This window comes from Actinomyces sp. 432 (assembly GCF_009930875.1).
Classification (GTDB): domain Bacteria; phylum Actinomycetota; class Actinomycetes; order Actinomycetales; family Actinomycetaceae; genus Actinomyces.
The window spans coordinates 2,874,566-2,895,159 of sequence record NZ_CP025249.1 but is presented as its reverse complement, the minus strand read 5'-3'; the positions used below and the strand labels follow the sequence as shown (position 1 = coordinate 2,895,159).

The 20,594-nt window shown below is 71.4% G+C and carries 16 protein-coding genes and 1 pseudogene; 7 read left to right on the top strand and 10 right to left on the bottom strand.

Annotated features, from left to right (window positions below; genetic code table 11):
• Window positions 1–46 precede the first annotated feature (46 nt).
• Both CWT12_RS12110 and CWT12_RS12105 read left to right on the top strand, forming a co-directional pair.
• Window positions 47–712, top strand: a complete 666-nt coding sequence (locus CWT12_RS12110; protein WP_442862564.1) for an ABC transporter ATP-binding protein — start codon at window positions 47–49, stop codon at window positions 710–712.
• The gene (locus tag CWT12_RS12105; RefSeq protein WP_161925000.1) at window positions 709–1,938 is read left to right on the top strand and encodes an ABC transporter permease; all 1,230 of its coding nucleotides are present in this window, start codon (window positions 709–711) and stop codon (window positions 1,936–1,938) included. The genes CWT12_RS12110 and CWT12_RS12105 overlap by 4 nt, the downstream gene beginning before the upstream one ends.
• Window positions 1,939–2,052: 114 nt before the next feature.
• Here the strand turns inward: CWT12_RS12105 and CWT12_RS12100 are convergent, their stop codons facing one another.
• From CWT12_RS12100 to CWT12_RS12085, 4 genes and pseudogenes are all read right to left on the bottom strand, one after another.
• Entirely contained in the window at window positions 2,053–3,327 is a 1,275-nt protein-coding gene (locus tag CWT12_RS12100; RefSeq protein WP_161925488.1) for an HD domain-containing protein, read from the bottom strand.
• A gap of 197 nt (window positions 3,328–3,524) precedes the next feature.
• A pseudogene (locus tag CWT12_RS12095) lies at window positions 3,525–5,098 on the bottom strand (sensor histidine kinase).
• A 62-nt stretch (window positions 5,099–5,160) separates the two neighbouring features.
• Window positions 5,161–5,907 (bottom strand): response regulator transcription factor, encoded by a 747-nt coding sequence (locus CWT12_RS12090; RefSeq protein WP_161924999.1) that lies wholly within the window; start codon window positions 5,905–5,907, stop codon window positions 5,161–5,163.
• A 254-nt stretch (window positions 5,908–6,161) separates the two neighbouring features.
• Window positions 6,162–6,755: an NYN domain-containing protein gene (locus CWT12_RS12085; RefSeq protein ID WP_161924998.1), complete on the bottom strand. Its 594-nt coding sequence runs from the start codon at window positions 6,753–6,755 to the stop codon at window positions 6,162–6,164.
• A 138-nt stretch (window positions 6,756–6,893) separates the two neighbouring features.
• On the opposite strand from CWT12_RS12085, the gene CWT12_RS12080 reads away from it, so the two are divergent.
• Together CWT12_RS12080 and cydC are read left to right on the top strand one after the other, a co-directional pair.
• Window positions 6,894–8,750, top strand: a complete 1,857-nt coding sequence (locus tag CWT12_RS12080; RefSeq protein ID WP_161924997.1) for an ATP-binding cassette domain-containing protein — start codon at window positions 6,894–6,896, stop codon at window positions 8,748–8,750.
• Window positions 8,747–10,588, top strand: a complete 1,842-nt coding sequence (cydC, locus tag CWT12_RS12075; protein WP_161924996.1) for a thiol reductant ABC exporter subunit CydC — start codon at window positions 8,747–8,749, stop codon at window positions 10,586–10,588. The genes CWT12_RS12080 and cydC overlap by 4 nt, the downstream gene beginning before the upstream one ends.
• Before the next feature lie 59 nt (window positions 10,589–10,647).
• Here the strand turns inward: cydC and CWT12_RS12070 are convergent, their stop codons facing one another.
• Window positions 10,648–11,565: a cation diffusion facilitator family transporter gene (locus CWT12_RS12070; protein ID WP_161924995.1), complete on the bottom strand. Its 918-nt coding sequence runs from the start codon at window positions 11,563–11,565 to the stop codon at window positions 10,648–10,650.
• 75 nt (window positions 11,566–11,640) lie between these two features.
• Window positions 11,641–11,955: a YtxH domain-containing protein gene (locus CWT12_RS12065; protein WP_161924994.1), complete on the bottom strand. Its 315-nt coding sequence runs from the start codon at window positions 11,953–11,955 to the stop codon at window positions 11,641–11,643.
• Between the two features lie 183 nt (window positions 11,956–12,138).
• Between CWT12_RS12065 and CWT12_RS12060 the strand changes: the two genes are divergently transcribed.
• Window positions 12,139–13,005, top strand: coding sequence for a VIT1/CCC1 transporter family protein (locus CWT12_RS12060; protein ID WP_161924993.1), 867 nt, complete (start codon window positions 12,139–12,141; stop codon window positions 13,003–13,005).
• 32 nt (window positions 13,006–13,037) lie between these two features.
• Here the strand turns inward: CWT12_RS12060 and CWT12_RS12055 are convergent, their stop codons facing one another.
• From CWT12_RS12055 to CWT12_RS12040, 4 genes are all read right to left on the bottom strand, one after another.
• Window positions 13,038–14,177: an App1 family protein gene (locus tag CWT12_RS12055; RefSeq protein ID WP_161924992.1), complete on the bottom strand. Its 1,140-nt coding sequence runs from the start codon at window positions 14,175–14,177 to the stop codon at window positions 13,038–13,040.
• A gap of 9 nt (window positions 14,178–14,186) precedes the next feature.
• On the bottom strand, window positions 14,187–15,536 hold the full coding sequence (locus tag CWT12_RS12050) for a glycosyltransferase 87 family protein (RefSeq protein WP_161924991.1): 1,350 nt from the start codon (window positions 15,534–15,536) through the stop codon (window positions 14,187–14,189).
• Between the two features lie 39 nt (window positions 15,537–15,575).
• Window positions 15,576–16,940 carry an MFS transporter gene (locus tag CWT12_RS12045; RefSeq protein ID WP_161924990.1) on the bottom strand — a complete coding sequence of 455 codons (1,365 nt, stop codon included), beginning with the start codon at window positions 16,938–16,940 and terminating at the stop codon, window positions 15,576–15,578.
• A 63-nt stretch (window positions 16,941–17,003) separates the two neighbouring features.
• On the bottom strand, window positions 17,004–18,338 hold the full coding sequence (locus CWT12_RS12040) for a variant leucine-rich repeat-containing protein (protein ID WP_161924989.1): 1,335 nt from the start codon (window positions 18,336–18,338) through the stop codon (window positions 17,004–17,006).
• A 163-nt stretch (window positions 18,339–18,501) separates the two neighbouring features.
• Here CWT12_RS12040 and CWT12_RS12035 point away from each other — a divergent pair, with 163 nt between their 5' ends.
• Together CWT12_RS12035 and CWT12_RS13515 are read left to right on the top strand one after the other, a co-directional pair.
• Window positions 18,502–19,350: a PP2C family protein-serine/threonine phosphatase gene (locus tag CWT12_RS12035; protein WP_161924988.1), complete on the top strand. Its 849-nt coding sequence runs from the start codon at window positions 18,502–18,504 to the stop codon at window positions 19,348–19,350.
• Window positions 19,347–20,453: an FHA domain-containing protein gene (locus CWT12_RS13515; RefSeq protein WP_237564192.1), complete on the top strand. Its 1,107-nt coding sequence runs from the start codon at window positions 19,347–19,349 to the stop codon at window positions 20,451–20,453. Before CWT12_RS12035 ends, CWT12_RS13515 begins: the two co-directional genes overlap by 4 nt.
• Window positions 20,454–20,594 lie beyond the last annotated feature (141 nt).

Below are 20,594 nucleotides of genomic sequence, written 5' to 3'. Positions count from 1 at the left end.
CGCCGCAACCGCCCCGGATGAGCCGAGGGGCGCGGAACGGCCGCTCATTCAACTGGAGGGCGTCAGCCGCCTCTATTCCGGCAGGGTCCCTACCCTCGCCCTAGACAATGTGACGACGACGGTGGCCCGTGGGGAGCTTGTGGCCGTTGTCGGCGCCTCCGGGTCCGGAAAGTCAACTCTCCTTAATATTCTCGGCACGCTTGACCGGCCGACCTCCGGGCGCTACCTGCTGGACGGGACGGATACCACCTCATTGGACGACGCGCACCTCGCGGCCCTGCGCTCGAAGAGCATCGGCTTCGTATTCCAGGCGTTCCACCTCATCGGTGAGCGCACCGCGCTTGACAACGTCGCCCTGGCCGGCCTGTATGCCGGCATCCCCCGGTCGGTGCGTCGGGACAGCGCCATGGCGGCGCTTGAACGTGTCGGTATGGCGCACAAGGCGGACGCACTGCCCAACGAACTCTCCGGCGGCGAGCAGCAACGTGTGGCGATCGCCAGAGCTGTCTGCACCCATCCGCCCCTCGTGCTGAGTGACGAGCCGACGGGCAACCTCGACTCCTCCCACGCCCAAGGCGTCCTCGACGTCTTTGCCTCCCTCAACGAGTCTGGGACCACGATCATCATGGTCACTCACAATGAGGAGCACGCTTCACGGGCGCCCCGTGTGCTGCGGGTCAGGGACGGCGCTCTCACGGAGGGGTTCGCATGAGACGCCGTATTGCCCCCGGCCGCGCCGCGTTCATTGACATTGTGCGCGAGGCCCTTGCCTCGGTCTCCGGCGGGCCCGGGCGCTCATTACTCACTCTGGCCTCCACCCTCATTGGAGTCGCCAGCCTCGTTGCTCTCATTGGGATCTCGCAGACGGCGGCAGGCCAGATCAACGTCGGCTTCTCCCTTCTGCAGACCACCCTGGTGACCGTCCGGATGGACCCTGAGCAGATGACCGACGCCGACCCGATGGGCTTCCCCGTGGATGGCGCCGATGCCGTCACCGCGCTTAACGGCGTGCAGTCGGCCTCACTGTATTGGCAGCTCGACGCCAATGCCCTCGACCTGGACGTGCGCACATCCTCATCTACACAGAACCTCGCCGACTCCCTCGCCGTATATGCCGCCGACGCCAGCGTGAACGACCTGGCGCCCTCGGTGCGTGCGGACGGCATCGGGTTCACGGACTTCCTCGTCGCCTCTGGTGCGCGTACCGCGATCCTCGGCGAGCGCGCGGCCGACAAGCTCGGGATAGCCGACCTGCGGCTGCCCGCCACAATCAGCATCAACGGTGAGCACTTCACAATCATCGGTGTTCTGGGCAAAAGCGAGGCCGTCCCACAGCTCAACACCGCCATCATCATTCCGAACCAGACGGCCCTGAATCTATTCGGGCCACCAACCACCCAGCACCCCGCTCAAATGACGATCCGCACCGACGTCGGCGCGGCGGACCTCATTGCCCGCCAGGTTCGCTACGCCCTGCGCCCGGACGCGCCGTCGTTGTTCACGGTTACCGCGCCCCAGGACTGGTCGCGGGCCACAGAGGGCGTAGAGGACTCCATCAGCGGACTACTCCTCGCCGTCGCCGTCGTGATCCTTGTGATCTCGGCGCTTGCGATCGGTACCGCCACACTGTCCTCGGTCAATGAAAGGGCCGCGGAAATAGGGCTCAGGCGCGCGCTGGGGGCGCGTGTGCGTCACATCCATCTACAGGTTGTGATCGAGGCGGCGCTGCTGGGAGGAGTGGGCGCTCTTACGGGCGAATCAATTGGCGTGCTCGTAATCGTCATCGTCAGTGCCGTGCACGACTGGACGCCGGTCATGACCCCGGCGGTCCTCGGAGCTGGGCCTCTGATCGGGATAACGGCTGGCATTGCGGGAGGACTCATGGCTGCTCGCGTTGTGTCGCAGCTCGAGGCGGTGGACGCGCTGCGCCGATCCTGAAGGGGCACTTGGGACCGAGGAAAAAGCACGAATGCGGCCGGACTTCACAGGTCATCGGTTCGGTCGTGAATCGGGGTTGCGGCCGACAGTGGCAGACGGCATGGTCCCGCGGCGTCAGTCTGCGGAGGAGCCGAGTATCGGCTCGGTGATGGCGGCGAACTCGCCTGTGCGCGCCTCCCGCAGGGCCTTGGCCTCCTCGCACTTGGCGCGTAGCTTCTCGGCGAGCTTGGCGCGCTCCGCCTCCGCCGCGCTGGCGCGATCCGTGGGGCCCTCCTCGCCCGGACGTGGCTTGGACAACAGCTGGTCCAGCTCATCGGCGCACGACTCCAGGGACGTCGTGTGCGCATCGTCGGAGTCCTCCACCGTACGGGAGCGGCGTGCGCGCGCAGCCTCGGTGGGTGTCGGTGCGGACACGGGGGAGGTCCGTATCGCCGACGGGACGGCGTGTCGCACCTCGTCCTCCTCACCCGCGGCCTCCAGGCCACCGATCCAGGGATCCGTTTCCCTGTGAGCAGGCGGTTGCTGGGCGCCGTCAGCACCAGCGGGGGATTCCCCCGGCGCGGTGGCTCCCGTGCCCGCCGGCTCCGAAGGTGCGCCGACGACGGCGCCCTGCTCGGCAGCTGCTGCGCCGTCCGCCCCGGCCTCGGGGGCAGCAGGCTGTGCGGCCCGGCAGCAAGAGCACTCGGCGGCATCGGCCTGGGGCAAGCGCGCCAGCTTGTCCTCCAAGTGCTGCTTCTCCGCCTCCAGGTTCTCGCGCGCAGGCAGTTCCCAACGGGCGCCGAGCGGGGAGGAGAACAGTGACTCGCGGTCCAGCAGCCGGGTAATGATCGCCAGGCGCGCCCGCAGGTAGTCCTCCAGGGGGATGTGCGCGTACTCCTGGCGCACACCCATCCGGTAGCTCTTGTACTGCTGCGGCTCTACCGCAAGCGCCCCTAGATCGGCATCGTTGAGGGCCTGGGCGTCAATGTCGTTACTCGCCAGGTTGTGGCGCTTGAGGTTCAGGATCAGCGCGCACACACGGTCCACCGTCTTGTCGGGCACGCCGAGCGACTGCAGGCTCTTGGCCGCGTAGGCGGCGGAGGCGACCTCGTCCTCGCCGCCGTTGCGTCGGTAGGTGGATTCGCTGGCGGTGGAGAAGACGCAGCCGTGGTACCAGGTTGCCAGGCGCATCACGTCGGGGTTGTGGGACTCATCGGCAAGCTCATCGACGCGCGCCAGCATGTTGATGACGTGCTTGAGATTGTGGAAGTGCCGGTCCGGGGTCGTCCAGCGGGAGACGAGCTCCTCTCCGGCAGAGCGAATCTGCTCCACCGGTGCCGTGGCGCCGACCGCTTTGGTACAGCGGACGAAAGCGGGAAGCAGCCACTGGGGGGCGTCAACCACGTCCATAGGGCTCATGAGAAAGCCTCCGAGATGAGATGAAACGGAGCCATCGTAGGACTACTGGCGGCGAACTTGAAGCCCACGGGGTGTTCTACCCACCACCTTTCGCGGCTACGCGCATGCCAGGGAGGTCGCCGCGCGACCGAACTCGGCACGTAACGTCTACCGAACTCGGCATGTAACGTCTAGCGATCTCGGCGGGATTACTGGGCGTCGGGTGTGGGGGTGGCCTTGTCCACCGGGGTCACGAGGGCGGGCAGCTCGATGTGCACGGTGGCGCCGCCCCCGGCGTCTGGTCCATCCGCACGGTGCCGCCGTGGCGGGCGATGATGGCCGCCACAATCGACAGTCCCAGCCCAGAGCCTCCGGTCTTGCGGTTGCGGGAGGTATCGGCCCGGTAGAAGCGCTGGAAGACCTTCTTCGCGTCGGCCGGGGCGACGCCCGGCCCGTGGTCGCGCACCTCGACTACAACGCTCGGCGCCCCCGGCGCGCCTGCGCCCGCGGGGTGCGGCACGGTGCCGACGGCGATCTCCACCGGCGTGCCCTCAGGCGTGTGCCGGGTGACGTTGCCCAGCAGGTTAGTCAGTACCTGGGACAGGCGGTCCCGGTCGCCCAGCACCATGGCGGGCTCGACCTCGTCGTCGGCGCCAGCGGCGTCGCCTAGCGGAATGAGGGCGCAGTCGCGGTCCGGGGCCAGCACCATCATGTCCGTCAGCGCCCCGGCGGCGATCTGGGTCAGGTCCACGGGGGCCATGCTCATCTCCCGGCCCTCATCCATCCGGGCCAGCTGCAGCAGGTCGTCCACCAGCCTACCCATGCGGGATGCCTCCGACTCGATCCGTCCCATCACCTCCGCGGTCCGCTCCGGCGGCACCCCGCCCATGCGATACAGCTCGCCGTAGCCGCGAATGGCGGACAGGGGCGTACGCAGCTCGTGCGAGGCGTCGGAGACGAAGCGGGTCATGCGCTCCTGGGCGACTACCTGGACGTCGAAGGCCTGCTCGTTCTGCTGCAGCATGGTGTTCAGTGCCCGCTGCAAGGAGCCGACCTCCGTAGTCGGCGGCTCGGTCACGGGAACACGTGCGGACAGGTCGCCGCTGGCGATCTGCCCGGCCACGCCCTCGATCTGCCGCAGCGTGCGGAACGAGCGGCGCACCAGGTAGGTGGCGGCCATGGCTCCCAGCAGAATCAGCGAGACGTCGGTCAGGGCCACCGCCAGTCTGGTCTGCTCAACCGTCTCCATGACGTCGCTCAGCGGCAGGGCGATCGCAACCACGCCGACGTGCTCCCCGGAGGTGCGGTCATCGATCGGCAGGATGATGACCCGCCACGGGTGGTTCAGCTGGTTCGACTCGACGGTGAACAGCCTGGGGTCGGAGGCCTGCGCGACGGCGTCGTCCACCGACAGTACTCCGATCGCTGGGACCCCGTACTTGTTGGCGGTGTCCGAGGAGACCATCTGGCCGGTCTTGCCATCCAGGTACTGTGCCTCCACATAGTAGGTGGACGGCATGGAGGAGCTGGCGTCGGAGCTGTTGATGCGGCTGGAGCTGAGCGCGGTCAGCCCCTGGGTGCCGATGGCCTGCGCGGTGTTGCGCAGCTGGGCGTCCACCTGGCCGACCAGGTGGTTCTCAAGCAGCGAGGTTACTGACAGCGACGACGCGAACAGCCCGACGGTCAGCAGGCCGGTGGTGAGCAGCGCCAGGCGGGTGCGCAGCGGCTGGGTGCGCCAAGCCCGCTTGCAGGCGGTCAGCAGGTGCCAGCGGCCGCGTTTAATCGGCCGGTACTGGCGTCCCCGGGGTGGGCGGCGCACCGTGTTCCTCACGGTGGCGCGCACGCTCAGCTCGCCTTGGGTTCGCGCAGCATGTAACCGACGCCGCGGCGCGTCTGGATCAGCGGGGCAACCGGGTTCCCGTCGGCGCCGGAGATCTGGTCCACCTTGCGGCGCAGGTAGGAGATGTAGGACTCGACGATGGCGGCGTCACCGTTCCAGTCGTACTCCCACACGTGGTCCAGGATTTGCGACTTGGACACCACGCGGCCGGCGTTGAGCATCAGGTAGCGCAGCAGCTTGAACTCGGTGGGGGACAGGTCCACCTCGACGCCGGCCCGGTGCACCTCGTGGGCGTCCTCATCCAGGACCAGGTCGGCCACCCGCACCATGCCGTCGTCCTCGCCCTCCAGGGCGCGGGTGCGGCGCAGGATGGCGCGGATGCGGGCCACGACCTCCTCCAGGCCGAAGGGCTTGGTGACGTAGTCGTCGCCGCCTACGGTCAGGCCCTGCACCTTGTCCGCCATGTCGTCGCGGGCGGTCAGAAACAGGATCGGGATGGTCACGTCGCGCTCGCGCAGGCGCCGGGCGACCGTGAACCCGTCCATGTCCGGCAGCATGACGTCCAGCACGATCAGGTCGGGGTCGGCGTCCTCGGCGCCGCGCAGAGCGCCGTTCCCGTCCGCTGCCGTAAGTACCTCGAAGCCGGCGAAGCGCAGCGATGATGCGAGCAGGTCGCGGATATTCGGCTCGTCGTCCACCACGAGGAGGCGAGCTTCATAAGACGTCTGCTGAGAATCGTGGGTTCGGTCCATGCCGCCACTGTGCACGGCGAGTCTGGGAGTCTGCTGAACCCTGGGTGGGAGTGGGGAATGTATTTCTCCGGGAGCTCGCCGGCGCCGCGGGGGCGGGCCGGTGTGGGGGACGGTGCGGCCGGCGCGGCGAGACCGGGCGAGCCGTTGCCGCGGGGGCGGGCCGGTGCGGCGGGACGGGGTAACGCCCCCGCCCCGCCTGCCGCCGACGGTGGCGGTTGGCCAGGGGTGCCCGATGCCGACGGAGTCGCCGGGCCTCAGATGAACTTGAGCGGGTCGAACTCGGTCAGCGGGATGATGCGGACGCGCGGCAGGGCGATGGTGAAGGCGTCCACGTCGGTCTCCAGGTCGTACACGGTCAGCCCGCGCGACTCCAGTGAGGCGAACTGGGCGTTGAGGAACTCCCGGAAGCACAGCACGTCGACCTGGGCGCCGGCATCCAGGAGGCGCTCGACCTGGGGGATGTAGTCGCCGTCGTGCGAGCCGAGCAGGACGTGAATCGCCTCGCCCTCCTCGACCCGCTTCGCCAGTGCCTCCAGGGTCCGCTGAATACCGATGTCGACGACCTTCTCCTCCTGGCTGCCGGAGCCGGCCAGGGGGATCGGGCGGTAGTCCATCGCAAGCAGGGCCTGGACGAAGCCCATGGGCATGTGCCCGGAGGTGGCATTGAGGAAGAACAGGGCGCGGGTCTCGGATCCGTCGGCCTTCTCATCGGCGAGATCGTCGCAGAAGGACAGCACGCGGTCCCACCGGGGCCGTTCGTCGGGATCGGGACGGCGTCCGAGCACGCTCATACCGAGAGTGGCGTCAATGTTCTCCCCGTCGACGAGGAGATAGGTGGGTGTGGTCATGGTGTCATGCTAACGGGACGTACCCATGCACTCGCCGGGCGAGTTGTGAACCGCATGCTAGCAAGTGTTCATGTAAGCGGGGCGGGTTGCCGTACCCGGGGTGGGTGCAGGCTGCAAAAATTAGGTAATCATAAGTGCATGAGACAGACGCAGCAGCCTGCCGATGGCCCGGCGGGCGCCGGTGGGGCCCGGCCGACGACGGCGGTTGCACCCAAGCCCGTACTCGGCTCTCGCGCGGGCGCCCGTGCGGGCGCGGCTGCGGCAGTGCTGACTGCCGCAGCCGCGTTGGCGCAGGGGTGGGCGCTGATCTCCCTCTCCCGCGCCCTGGCCGGCCTGACGGCCGCGGTGGTGCCGGCCGTGGTCGGAGTAGGTGCGGACCAAGTGCCCGGCGCGTGGCGGCATCACCTCGCCGTTGCGGCTGTGGCAGCACTCGTGTGCGCCCTGTGCGAAGCCGCCGTGCACGGCATCGCCCAGATCAGCGCGGCCAGTCAGGAAGGTGTGCTGCGCCGCCAGGTGCTCGCCCACCTGTTCGAGCTGGGACCGGCCCACGCCTCCGCGCGCTCCGGTGCCACCGTCACCCTGCTGACCGACGGCGCCGAACGCGTGGCCGCCTACAGGCAGACCTTCCTCGTGCCCACCATCGCCGCGATCGTCTCACCGCTGCTGGTGCTGGGACTCGTAGGCGCGGTGGTGGACCCGCTCTCGGCGGCGGTGCTGGCCGTCGCCTTCGTAGCCGTCCCCGCGCTGATCATCTTCCTGCACCGGCGGCTGCGCCGCTCCTCGGCCGCCTCACGCGCCCAGCGCATGCGGCTGAGCGCCGAGTACCTCGATGCGATTCAGGGGCTGACCACCCTGGTACTGGCCCGTGCCGCAGCGCGTCGCGCCACCGACCTGGAGGCCTTCGGTGAGGCCAATCGCCGCGCGGTGATGCGACTGCTGGCGGGAAATCAGCTGGTCATCCTCATTACCGACGGCTTGTTCTCCCTGTTCCTGGTCACCGCCTCCGCCGTGCTCGCCCTGGCTCGTCTGGGCTCCGGGGCAATCGGCCTTGATGGCGCCATCGCCCTGGTACTCATCGCCTTCGTCCTGCTGCAGCCCCTGGGGCGGGTAGGCGGATTCTTCTACGTCGGCATGGGTGGCATGGCCAACCAGCGGGCGCTGCGCCGCGTCCTGGCCCGACGCCGGGAGGAGGGCCCCGCAGGTCCGGTGGCTGCTAAGGAGCCGGGTGACACGGCGCTGGTGTCACTGCGCGGTGTCACCGCGGCCTGGCCGGCCCGCCCTGCCGGACCTGGCCGGCCCGGGCACCCCGGTGGTCATCCCGGCGGCTCCGGTGGCCATCCCGGGCGCCCCCGTGCCGCCGATCAGGCAGGCCCGCGTCGGGCTGCGCCCGTGGTCGTGCTACGCGACGTCAACCTGGACGTCGCCCCCGGCGAGCACCTGGCGGTCGCAGGACCCTCCGGCGCCGGCAAGTCCACCCTCATGGCCCTGATCGCGGGAGACCTGTTGCCCGTGGCGGGCCGGGTGCACGTGGCCGGTACCGCCTCCACCGCGTCCACTCAGCACGCCGTGCGCGCCGCCAGCGCAGTGGTCAGCCAGACCACCTGGCTGTTCACCGGCACCATCGCTGACAACCTGCGCCTGGCCGATCCCACCGCCACGGAGGAACGCATGTGGCAGGCACTGGCCGCCGCCAACCTGGCCGATGAGATTCACGCCCTGCCGGAGGGCCTGCACACCGACGTCGGTGAGCACGGCTCGCGGCTGTCCGGCGGCCAGGCGCAGCGCTTGTCACTGGCCCGCGCCTTCCTTGCCGACCGGCCCCTGCTGCTGCTGGACGAGCCCACCAGCCAGGTGGACCTCGACAGTGAGGCCGCCATCATCGACGCCATTGCCCGCCTGTCCGCGGGCCGCACCGTAATCACCGTCTCCCACCGCGCCGGGGCGCTGTCCGCGTCCGAGCGGGTGGTCACGATCAGCGGGGGTGTCCTGCGATGAATCTGGCACGCGAGCCACGACCGGCCGGTAGCAGCCGCAGTGCGGCACCAGCAGGGCGGTCCACAGGCGCCGCCGACGCCGCCCCCGCCAAGGCGCGCAGGCCCCTGATCCGTTGGCTACTGGAGGTCACCCGCCCGGTCCTGCCGCCGCTGCTGGGCTCGGCCGCCTGCCGGGTGGCGGACCACCTGCTGGGAGTGGCCCTGTTCGCCCTGGCCGCCCACGCCGTCGTGGCTGGAGCCCTCAGTCTCGCCGCCGGAGGCCCCGCCCCGTCCGTCTGGCCGGTGGTGGGCGCCATGGCCGCCATTTCGGTACTGAAGGCGGCGCTTCGCTACGGGGAGCAGTTCCTCGGGCACACGGTTGCCTTCACCTCCCTGGAGCTGCTGCGCGCCGAGCTGTTCCGCGCCCTGGCCCGCCGTGCCCCGCGCGTGATGAGCACCGCCCGTTCCGGTGACCTGCTGGCCCGGTCCACCAAGGATGTGGACCGTGTCGAGGTGTTCTTCGCCCACACCTTCGCTCCCGCCGTCAGCGCCGCAGTTGTGCCCGTGACCGTGCTGGTGGTCATCGGGGTGAAGACCACCTGGGCGGTTGCCGCCGCTGCCGCCGCCACCTTGGCGGCGGCGATCGTGGTGGTCCCGCTCCTCGGGCACCGCGCAGCCACGCGCAGCGCCCGGCACACCGTGGCGGCCCGGGCGGAACTGACCCAGCATGTCACCGACTCCGTGCAGGGTCTGCCCGAGGTGGTCGGCTACGGCCGCGCCGCCGAGCGCCTGGAGCGCACGCGGGACCTGGACGACGCCGTGGCGGCCGCCGCCCGCCCGGCGGCCCTACTGGGGGCACTGCGCCGCGGCGGGGTGCAGCTGCTGGTGCTGGCGGGACCGATTGCCGTGGTTGCGGCCGGAGCTGGCCCGGTGCTGTCCGGGGCGGTGGGGCCCGCAGCGCTGGCAGCCGCGGCGGCGGCCGTTTTGCGCCTGGGCGAGACCGTGCGCGGGGTGGAGGAGCTGGCCGGCTCGCTCGCCACCGCGCTCGCGGCCGCCGAGAGGGTGCATCAGGTGGCCACCGCGCCCACTGAGCTGCCCGACGGCGCCTCCGCGCTGCCGGCCGGCCCGCTTGACGTCACCTGGGAGCACGTCGACTACACCTACCCGGGGGCGTCGCGCCCGTCGCTGCGCGGGGTGAGCGGACGCGCCGAGGCGGGGAGGTGGACCTGCCTGGTGGGGGCGTCCGGCTCCGGCAAGACGACGCTGGCGCGGCTGGTACTGCGCTTCGATGACCCGGCCGGCGGGCGGGTGACCGTGGGCGGGGTGGATGTGCGTGCGGCGGCGGCCGAGAATCTGCGTGCGCGAGTCGCCCTGGTCAGCCAGCAGGTGCACCTGTTCCGCCTGAGCGTGACCGACAACGTGCGCCTGGCCCGCCCGGAAGCCACCCGGGAGCAGGTGGCGGAGGCCTGCCGACTCGCCGGCGTGCACGCCGAGGTGGCGGCCATGCCCGACGGCTACAGCACTTTGCTCGGGGAACGGGGCGCCTCCGTGTCCGGGGGGCAGCGGCAGCGCTTCGCCCTGGCGCGCGCACTGCTCGCCGAGCCCGATGTGCTGGTACTGGACGAGTTCACCAGCCATCTTGACCCCGAGCTGGATGCCCGCGTGCGCGACGCCGTGCGCGCGTGGGCGGCCCGCCGCGGCACCACCGTGGTGGAGGTGACTCACCGGCTGCACCGGATTGAGCAGGCGGACCACGTCATCGTCGTCGACGGCGGGCGCGTGGTGCAGTCCGGCCCCCCGGCGCAGCTGCTGGCGCAGGCCGGCGGGCCGCTCGCCAGGCTGCGTGCCCGGCAGGAGTGAAGGCGCGCGGGCTGTGCCGATGCGCGCCGGTGCCAGGCGCGGCGAGATCCGGCGCGCCCTTAGACGTCCTCCACGTCGGCGTAGGAAAGCGGATCCTCAATCGGTTCCAGGTGGGCCGATACCCGCAGGCTCGGATCGGCGGCAACCAGCTCGTCGATCAGCGACTCGGTGTAGTCGTGCCCCCGCTTGACGGTCCATGTGCCCGGCACCAGCACGTGCAGGTGGGCGAAGCGGCGGCTGCCGGCCTCCCGCACACGCACCGCGTGGAAGTCCACAACCCCCTCGCGGCGGCGCTCGTCCAGGACCGCGTTGATGCGCTCCAGCGCCTCCCGGTCCGGGGCCACGTCCATGAGGCCGCCCACTGAGTCGCGGATCAGCTGGAAGCCGGTCCACATGATGTTCAGGCCCGCCCCCAGGGCGACTACGGCGTCTAGCACGGGGGAGTGGAATACGGCTACGAGCCCCACCCCGGCCAGGACGGCCGCGGAGGTGACTACGTCGGTCAGCAGGTGCTTGGCGTCGGCTACCAGCGCGGCCGAGTGCTCGGCCCGGCCCCGGCGCAGCAGCACCCACGCCACGATCCCGTTCACCAGGGAGGCACCCACCGAGATCACTAGGCCCAGGCTCAGGCGCTCCGGCATGACCGGGGTGATGATGCGCTCAACCGCGGAGAAGATGATGAAGGCGGCGGCCACGAAGATCATGATCCCCTCGCACACCGAGGAGAAGTACTCCGCCTTGGAATGGCCGAACTGGTGGTCGGCGTCGGCCGGGCGGATCGCGATCTTCAGCACGATCACCGCCACTAGCGCGGCCACCAGGTTGACCAGTGACTCGGCCGCGTCGGACAGCAGCCCGACCGAGCCTGTCAGCCACCAGGCCAGCGCCTTCAGGGTGATGGTGGCCAGGGCCGCGCCCACGGAGAGCCAGGCGTAGCCGGACAGGTCCTTGGGCGGGGCGTAGCGCGGAGAGGGCACCCCCAGAGTATGGCCGCAGCGGCCGACCCGGCAAAAGCCGCGTCAGCTCCCGGTCCGCGCGAGGCGACCTGGCGGTCAGCCGGGCTGGTCGACCGGGCGGACCTCGGCGTCGTCGACGGTGACCGAGGGGGCCGGGGCGGCCTGCGGGCCCGGCGTGCCGAACAGGCGTTCCTTGACGGCGTCGGCGACCTTGTCGGTGACGGCCTCACCCTGCTCGCGCACGAAGCTGGAGGCGCGCGTGGATGCGGTGGCTACCTTGTCGCGCACGAAGGGCTGGTCCACCAGCCTGGTGGCCGAGGCCTTGATGCGCTCGTACTGCGCCCGGCCCGCGCGCGTCCCGAGGACGTAGCCGGCACCGAGTCCGATGATGAAGGGGAGCTTGCTAGCCATGGGTTCCTCCTGCTCGGGGGTGCCGCCCGGCGCGGCCCCTGCCCGCAACCCTACCGGCATCCACCTGGGGCAAGGCTGGGCGTAGGCCTGGTGAAGGTCGATGCCGGCGCTCCCGCTGAAGCGGGATGATAGGTAAACCTATCTTTGCTATACAGATGAATTAATCCGATTTACCTTCGAAGCATGAGCCTGCAGCACAGCGCCTGCCCATCCCGCGCGCACCGCCTCATCGACCCGGGCGAGCGGGGCGCGGGTTCTGGAGTCGCGGGGCAGGCCACCGACCACTCGGCGCCGGAGGCCTGCCCGACGGCGCTGTGGCTCACCGCCCGCCCGCAGCGGTCCCGGCCTGTGCCCGGCGGCTCCGACACCGCATCGTCTCTGGCTTCACGCCTTAACTGGCTGCGTGCCGGGGTCCTGGGCGCCAACGACGGCATCGTCAGCGTGGCGGGACTGGTAATTGGTGTCGCCGCCGCCGCGCCCACGGACACGGGCGCCATATTGGCCGCCGGGGTGGCCGGGGTGCTGGCCGGCGCCGTATCCATGGCGGCGGGCGAGTACGTGTCTGTATCCACCCAGTCGGATACCGAGCGCGCCTACGTGGCCCGCACCCGTAGCCGGCTGGCCGCCGACCCGGCCTCCGGCGTGGACTCCCTCGCGGCGCACTACCGCGGCAAGGGCCTGACGCAGGAGACCGCGCGGCGAGTGGCCCGGGAGCTGACGGTGTACGACGCCGTGGGGGCGCACCTGGAGGCGGAGCTGGGCCTGCGCGAGGACGACTACACCAACCCCTGGCACGCTGCGCTGTCCAGCGCGGTCGCCTTCGTGATCGGCTCCATGCTGCCGATGCTCGCCATTTTGCTGCTGCCCGTGGGTATCAAGATCCCCCTGACCTTCGCCTCCGTGCTGGTGGGGCTGGCGATGACCGGGGTCGTGTCCGCGCGCCTGGGCGCCGCCCCGATCCGGCCGGCGGTGACTCGCAACGTCCTGGGCGGCGCCATCGCCATGACTGTCACCTGGGGTATCGGCCACCTGATCGGCGTTGCCGTCTGATGCGCGCCGCCGCTCGCGGCGCCGCACGGCTGCTACGCGGTGAACAGCTCCGGCGGCAGGGCGTGTGCCAGCTCGAAGCCGTCCATCCCCGCCGCCACCGGCACGCCGGACTCGGCCAGGGCCTGCGCCTCCGGTGCCAGACCCGCCGGATGGGTCAGTTGCGTGCCGGCGAGCACCTGCTCGGTGGGTGACAGCCGCCGGATCGCCACCGCGGCCACACGGTCGGAGTGCTCGCGCGCAGCCTCGCCGTAGATCAGCGGGTCATGCTGGCCGTCGTCGCCGACCAGCAGCCACTTCACCTCCGGCAGGTCAATCATGAGCCGACGCAGCCCGGTGCGCTTGTGCTCGATTCCGCTGCGGAACAGGCCGGTGTTCGTGGGCCCCCAGTCCGTCATCAGCATCGGGCCCTCGGGGAAGCCGTTGCGCTCGAAGAAGGAGCGGTAGGTCGGCACCACGTTCCACGCGCCCGTGGACAGGTAGATCACCGGCGCACCCGGGTGCGCCTGGCGCACCCGCGTGAGCAGTTGCGCCATGCCCGGCACGCTCTCACGGGAGGAGGTGTGCTTGACCAGCTGGTTCCAGGCGGCCACGAACATGCGGGGCACATGTGAGACCATGACGGTGTCGTCGATGTCGCACACGATGCCCAGCCGTGGCCCGGGAGCCACCACGAGCACCCGGGTGGTGACCGCCCGCGTGCCCGCCGCCTCCAGGGTCGCCTCGTGCCAGCCGGAGCTCAGGCCGTGTCCGCGCACGACGACGTCGACATACCCCTCACGGTCCGCGCGGGTGCGCACGCTCACCCCGCCGAGCCTGACAGTGACCGGCAGGTGCGGCACGGGCACGTCAATGAACATGCGCCAGCCGCGCTGCGCCTCAAGCAGGTTCTCGGCCGCCAGCTTGCGGGCCGCCTGCGGCGTCGTGGGCAGCTCCTCGGGGAGTCTTTGGAACAGTGGCCCCTCGCTGGGGGCGTTCGGCGGGCGCATGACCATGCGGGCCAGAACCCGCGCCATGTCCCGCGGCGGGGCGCCGTCCTGGTGCGCAGCCGGTGCCGCCGACCCGTAGCCGGTGTAGGGGATCACCCGCGGCCGCCAGCCGCGGCGCTTGAGCACGGGGATCGAGTCGCGGTGGAACTGGTCCTCGGCGGCGCGGACGAGGTCGGAAAACGGCACGGGGACATCCTATGGGCGATCATCGCGCCCCGGCGGCTCCGGGCGCGGGAGCCGGTGGGGAGTCCTCCCCGTCCCCCGCCCCTCACCGAGGTCGGTAGACGTTACGTGCTGAGTTCGGTCGATATGGCGTCCGGCCACGCGCCACATCACGACTCCTGTGGCCAGCGCCCACCACGTGTAGGACGAGCCCACCACCGTCGCCCAGAAGGGCCAGTCCTGTTCCACGTGATTCTGCTCGGGGAACCACCACTGCATCGCCAGCCCGAACACGGCCGCGCCGGCGGCCGCCACCTGCAGCAGCGCCGCGGAGTCCCATGCCAGGCCCGCCGCAACCAGTCCCATGAGGGCGGGCAGGCACCATACCCAGTGGTGCGACCACGATATTGGGGAGATCAGTAGTCCCAGCGTCATTGCCACCACGGTCTGCAGCACCAGGACGACGCCGTCGGCCGGCGGGCCACCGGGGGCGCGCCGGGAGCCTGCGGCAGCGGTTGCGCGCAGGCGATTCAGCCGCACCAGCAGCAACCAGGCCAGGACGACGCCGGCCGCGGCCAGTCCCGCCCAGACCGCGTCCCAGGCCGCGGGCGGCAGCCAGCGGGCCACCAGCCCCTTGAGGTTCTGGTTGCCGGAGTAGTCCGTGAAGCCGGCGCGGGAGGAGTCCCACATGGCGGAGAAGAAGAACCGGGCGGACTCATCGGGCGAGGCCGCCCAGCTCAGCGCCGTCACCGCCAGGGCGGAGCCGACCATGGTGGCTGCGGCCCGCCACTCGCGCCGGGCCGCGAGGACCAGTACCGCGATCGCCGGGGTCAGCTTGAATGCCGCCGCCAGTCCGGCGGACACGCCGCGCAGCCGCGAGCTGCTGGGAACCACCAGCAGGTCGAGAGCCACCAGCGCCATGAGCACGGCGTTGACCTGCCCGTACTCCATGGTCTTGGGCACCGGCTCCAGTAGCAGCACGGCGGCCAGTGCCAGCCACGGGGCCGCGCCTCGGGTGATGCGTCCAGGTACGCCCAGGGCGTGCAGCACCGCCCAGGCGGTCACTGCGGTAGCAACCGGTGTTGCGGCAACCAGGGCCACCTGGGTCGCCCGGTCCGGCCACCAGGTCAGGGGAGTCATGGCCCAGGCGGCGAAGGGCGGGTAGGTGAAGGGCCACAGCTGCTGATCGGGGTTGGCGTACCAGTCGTACAGGCTGCCGCCGGCGTGCCACTGCGCGACCGCGTGATGGTAGATCCAGGCGTCGAGCTTGAAGGCACCCGCGCCGTCCTTGCCCCAAAGGGTCGGATAGACGGACAGGGCGAGTGCGGCCCAGCCAAGCAGGGCGGTGGCCGGCGATGCGAGCGCGCGTTTGAGGGACTCCACGCCGGCAGTCTATGGGTGGGGGTGGCGCGGGTAATCCGCTTACGCCCCGCCGACGCCGACCGTATCCGTGCCGACTGGCTCCGCGCCGTCGTGCAGGCTGCGGTGGGGGCGGGCTTGCCGCAGCACGCGCAATCCGCACAGGCACATGCCGACGGCGAGCCAGCCCATGGCGGCAACCAGCAGGTAGCCGCCATGGCTGCCGGCTGCATCCACCGCGTAGCCACCGAACATGGAGCCCAGTGAAATGCCGATGTTCATCGCGGTGCCGACCCACGCCAGCCCCTCGGTGAGCTGCGACGGCGCCACCGACACCTGGGTAATCGAGTTACCGGTGGTGACTGTTGGGGCGATCGCCATGCCGGTCAGTGCCATGAGCACCCCCAGCACCACCAGGTTGGGGGCGAGCACAAGGGTCGAGGCCCCCAGGGCCAGCGCCGTCGTGCCCAGCAGGAACTGCTGCCACAACGGCCGGTGCCAGGGGCGCGACCCGTAGACGAGCGCGGCCGTGAACGACCCTACGCCCCAAGCCGCCAGCACCGTCCCGGCGGCCGACTTCATGCCCAGCTCCGTGGCGAAGGCAACAGCGGCGACGTCGTTGGCGCCGAACATGGCACCGGACGCCAGGAACACGGCGATCACGGCCACGACGGCGCCGTGCCGCAGCACTGGCCGCGTCTGGGCGCGGCGCTGATCCCGCACCGGTGCAGCAGGCTCGCCCGGCTCCGTGGCGGGCTTGCGTCCGCCCGGCCGCGGTCCCGGCCGCTGGCTCGCTTCTGCAGCTGTGCTGGCTGGCACGCGCCGATGCGGCGTCGGCTCCGTGGCGCGCTGGCTGAAGAACCACAGGCCACCGCCCACTTGCAGCGCGACGGCGGCGATCCACCCACTAGTGGCCGGCAGCGGCGGGGAGGTGCACAGCACCGTGGCCAGCACCGGACCGATGATGAAGGCGACCTCGTCGAAGGCGGCCTCCAGGGAGAAGGCCGTGTGCACCTGCTCCGGGGTGTCCAGGATGTAAGTCCAGCGCGAGCGCACCAGGGAGCCGAAGGAGCCCGCCAGCAGCCCGGCCAGCGCCGAGAGCACAAGCAGCACCCCGAGCGGGGCGCGCAGCTGCGTGGCCGCTGCCAGCCCGATGAGCGCTGCGGCTGAGCCGAGCGTGGCCGGCAGCATGACGCGGGACTGCCCCCGGGCGTCGACGAGCCGGGCCAGTACGGGGGCGCCAACGGCCACGGCGACCACGTTCACGGCGGAGACCGTGCCCGCCGTCGAGTAGCTGCCGTAAAGCTCCTGGATCGCCAGGATGGTGGAGATGCCCACCATGGACATGGGGAAGCGGGCTATCAGGCCCGCGGCCGAGAAGCCGAGAGCACCGGGCCGGCGCAGGATGGTGGCGTAGCTGCTGGACATTCAGTTCTGCTGGTTACGGACGGGCCCACCGGGGCGGGCATGGGCGGTGCGGGCGCGCCGGGGTCAGCGGTTGGCGGCCTCGGAGTTGGAGCGTGAGAGCCGGAAGCCCTTGCCGGACACCTGGCTCCAGCACTCGATCCCGGACTCATTGGAGGTGCAGGCGAAGGAGTCGTTCTTCGCCGACGCGCCATAGTTCAGGGAGGCGCCGGCGGAGGAGAAGGCGAGTCCGCAGCTGCCCTGCGCCTCACCCTCGGTGGTCACGCTCACCGTGAAGGCCTGGTCACTGGAGTTGTTGCAGGAGGCGTCGGCGGGTACGAAGTCGTGCTCATCGACCGTGCAGGAGACCGCGTCCTCGCCCAGCACGCAACTGATGTTCCCCGACGGCGTGGTGAAGGCGCTCATCTCTAGCGCGCCGTCCGGCGCGGGGGCGACCAGGTTCTGGGTGGAGGTTGGGCTGGGGGTCGGCGACGGCGTCGAGTCGGCCTGCGCCGGCGCGGTGGCGGGCGCCTGCGTGGCCACGGCCTGGGCCGGTGCGGTAGCGGGGTCGGAGCTGCTGCCGCCGTGGTCAGAGCTCAGATACCACACGATCAGGGCAACCACGAGCACGAGGGCGATGCCGCCCAGGATCCACAGCCAGAGGTTGCTGCGGCGGGGCTGCGCCTCGACCTCGGGGGTGCCGACGCCGAATACCCCCTGGCTGCCGGCGGCCGCCTGGGTGCCCGTGGCCTGGGGGCCGGCCTGCTGGTAGGCGGTCGGCTGCTGGTAGGGGGCCTGCTGCGGCTGCTGGTAGGCCGTCTGCTGCGGGGGCTGCGGGTAGGGGGCCTGCTGCGGCTGCTGGTAGGCCGTCTGCTGCGGGGGCTGCGGGTAGGGGGCCTGCTGCGGCTGCTGGTAGCCGTAGGCGGCGGTGGGGGCGGTCGGACTGGCCGCTGCGGCCTGCCTGCCCTCCATGATCGGGCGCCGCTCGGGGGCGGCTGGGCGCGCCACCTCGGCCTGGGAGATGGCCTGCGTGGGCGCCACCGGATCGACGACCTGCCCCTGGCCGCCCAGGCCGCCGGTGGGCAGGGCCTGCGTCAGGCCCGCGGAGTCGTCTGCGGGCAGCTGACCGGTGGCTCCGCCCTGGGCTGGTGCCGAGTCGGCCGCGGCCGCCCGGGCGGCCGCCTGTGCCTGCTCCACGCTGATCGCCTGAGTTGCAGCCGCAGCGTTGCGGCGCGCCAGGGCGGCGTCGACGGCGGGGTCCCCCAAAGCGGCGAGCCACTCCAGCAGCGCCGGGTAGGTGCGGGGATTCTCCGCAATGTGGGGGCGTAGGCCGGGGTAGTTGTTCGCGAGCTCGTGCAGGGTCTTGAGTTCCGCATTGGGGTCACTCGCCCGTGCGACGAGATCGTCCTGAGGCTGAGGCATGCTGGATCCTTTGTAACTGCGTGGGCCCGGTCCGGGCGGGTTTTCGCGGACCGCCGGCGGGTACCGGCAGTTAAGAGCCTACCTGAGAGCACGCTGTAGTGGCCCGGCCGGTATCGTCGGAGCAACGAAAGCCCGTCCCGCCCCGCACCTTTAGGAGACGCCGATGCGTGAGGACACCGAACCGGCCGCAGGATCCGAGCCCGCTGGCCGGACCGGCCCCAGCGCTTCCACGACCCCCGCGCTCGTGGCACCGCAGTCGCCGGCGGAGCCGTCCCCGCAGGCGGCGACGGTGGCCGGCGCGGCGACCGACATCGGCCGCCTGCGCAGCGTCAATGAGGACGGCTACCTGGCGCTCGCACCCGCCTTCATCGTGGTGGACGGAATGGGCGGTCACGCCTCCGGCCGCGCCGCCGCCCGGGCGGCGCTCAGTGCGCTCGTGCCATTGGCCGGCAGCCGGGTGATTGACCAGTCGCAGGTGGTCGACGCCGTCGTCGCGGCCGGCGAGGCGGTCTCGGCGATTCCCTCCCAGGCCGCCAACCCTCCCGGTGCCACCATCGCCGGAGCGGTGCTCGCCGACCTGCCGGAGGGCCGCACGTGGATCGTGTTCAACATTGGTGACTCGCGCGTCTACCTGCTGCGCGAGGACCTGCTGTCCCAGCTGTCCCACGACCACTCTCAGGTACAGGACCTGGTGGATGCCGGCCAGCTCACGCGCGCGCAGGCGCACCGGGATTCGCGGCGCAACGTGGTCACCCGGGCGCTGGGCGCCGGACTGGACCAGGCCGCCTACCCCGAGGTCCGCCTGGTGCCGGCGCGTCTGGGCGACCGCATCCTGGTGTGCTCGGACGGCCTGAGCGATGAATTGGATGACGGCGAGCTGGCCACTGTGCTTGGTTCTGGGCTGGGGCCGCAGCGCACCGCGGAGATGGCGGTTGCCGCCGCGCTTGAGGCCGGCGGGCATGACAACGTCACTGCGCTCGTGGTGGACCTGCCGGAGCGGGAGACGTCGTGACAGACGCAGTGAAAGACACCCCGAGCGACACCCCGAGCGACACCGATACCGGTGCCCTGGATGCGGCGCGTCCCGGCGTGCCGGTCGGGGCTGGCGGGCTGACGGACGAGATCGTCAGTGGTCGGTTCGGCACGGCGGTCCTGCGGGCGCCGGTGCCCGCAGGTGTGCGTGAGCAGGTGCTCGCCGCCCTGGGCGGGACGGCGCCTGCTGTCGGCCCGGCCGTGGAGGAGCCCGGAGCTGCCTATGCCGCCACCGCCGACGAGCCGGACGACTCGGGCCGGGGCGAGCCGACCGCGGAGCGCCCCGACGGCACCGGCCTGGTTGAGACCGGGGTGTGGATCGATCCGGATTATGCGCCCGCGCTGCCCCAAACCGGCGTGTGGATGGATACCGCCGACGAGGCCCCAGAGGAAGCGCCCCCGCCCGCCGGGGCCGTGCCCGAGCCCGGCTCCGGTAGACGCCGCCGGACCGGTGGCTCCGGCGCGGGCGTGCCCGCCGGCGCGACTGCGGAGGCGCCCGCGGACGGTGGTGACGGCGCTGCAGGCCAGGGCGCAGGCGCCGTCGGCCCCGCAGCGGAGCAGCCGGACGCCGCCCAAAGCACCCTGGCGCTGCAGGATGCGGGGGGCGCCTCTGCGCCGGAGCCGCCGGTGCCACTGATTCCGGCGGCCATGTGCGCCGCCGGGCACCCCAACCCCCTGGACGCCGTCGCCTGCCAGGCGTGCGCGGCGCCGCTGACCGGTGAGGTCCGGCAGGTGCCGCGGCCCGTGCTGGCGGTGCTGACCTTCTCCACGGGGCAGACCGTGCCCGTGCGGGGAGACGTCGTCGTCGGGCGCGCGCCCAGGCCCCGCCCGGGCCAGGAGGCCGCTACCCAGCTGGTAACCGTGCCCAGCGCCGATCACTTCGTATCGCGCTCGCACCTGGAGATCACCGTGGCCGGGTGGAGCCTGCTCGCCCGCGACCTGGGCTCCGCCAACGGAACGGTTCTAGTGCGCCCGGGCGCGGCCCCGGTGCTCTTGGCCACAGCCCTGCCTACCCCGTTGCAAGTCGGGGACCTGCTCGACGTCGGCGACGGCGTTACCCTGCGTGTTGAGCCGCCGCTGTGAGCGCGCGAGCTGCGGCGGGGCACGCAGCCCGCCCGGGCGCCGGGACGGGAATCCGTTACGCTGCTGTTAGTCAATCCGGTCGGCCGCTCCGGTCGGCCGGTCCAGCGGACCATGCGGCGCAGCCGGGGGCAGGGGCCGTGG

What these genes read in the sequence shown, in the direction of transcription:
- CWT12_RS12105 (WP_161925000.1), top strand. Translation starts at nt 709, where the DNA reads ATGAGACGCCGTATTGCCCCCGGCCGCGCCGCGTTCATTGACATTGTG.
- CWT12_RS12100 (WP_161925488.1), bottom strand. Translation starts at nt 3,327, where the DNA reads ATGGACGTGGTTGACGCCCCCCAGTGGCTGCTTCCCGCTTTCGTCCGC.
- CWT12_RS12090 (WP_161924999.1), bottom strand. Translation starts at nt 5,907, where the DNA reads ATGGACCGAACCCACGATTCTCAGCAGACGTCTTATGAAGCTCGCCTC.
- CWT12_RS12085 (WP_161924998.1), bottom strand. Translation starts at nt 6,755, where the DNA reads ATGACCACACCCACCTATCTCCTCGTCGACGGGGAGAACATTGACGCC.
- CWT12_RS12080 (WP_161924997.1), top strand. Translation starts at nt 6,894, where the DNA reads ATGAGACAGACGCAGCAGCCTGCCGATGGCCCGGCGGGCGCCGGTGGG.
- cydC (WP_161924996.1), top strand. Translation starts at nt 8,747, where the DNA reads ATGAATCTGGCACGCGAGCCACGACCGGCCGGTAGCAGCCGCAGTGCG.
- CWT12_RS12065 (WP_161924994.1), bottom strand. Translation starts at nt 11,955, where the DNA reads ATGGCTAGCAAGCTCCCCTTCATCATCGGACTCGGTGCCGGCTACGTC.
- CWT12_RS12060 (WP_161924993.1), top strand. Translation starts at nt 12,139, where the DNA reads ATGAGCCTGCAGCACAGCGCCTGCCCATCCCGCGCGCACCGCCTCATC.
- CWT12_RS12045 (WP_161924990.1), bottom strand. Translation starts at nt 16,940, where the DNA reads ATGTCCAGCAGCTACGCCACCATCCTGCGCCGGCCCGGTGCTCTCGGC.
- CWT12_RS12040 (WP_161924989.1), bottom strand. Translation starts at nt 18,338, where the DNA reads ATGCCTCAGCCTCAGGACGATCTCGTCGCACGGGCGAGTGACCCCAAT.
- CWT12_RS12035 (WP_161924988.1), top strand. Translation starts at nt 18,502, where the DNA reads ATGCGTGAGGACACCGAACCGGCCGCAGGATCCGAGCCCGCTGGCCGG.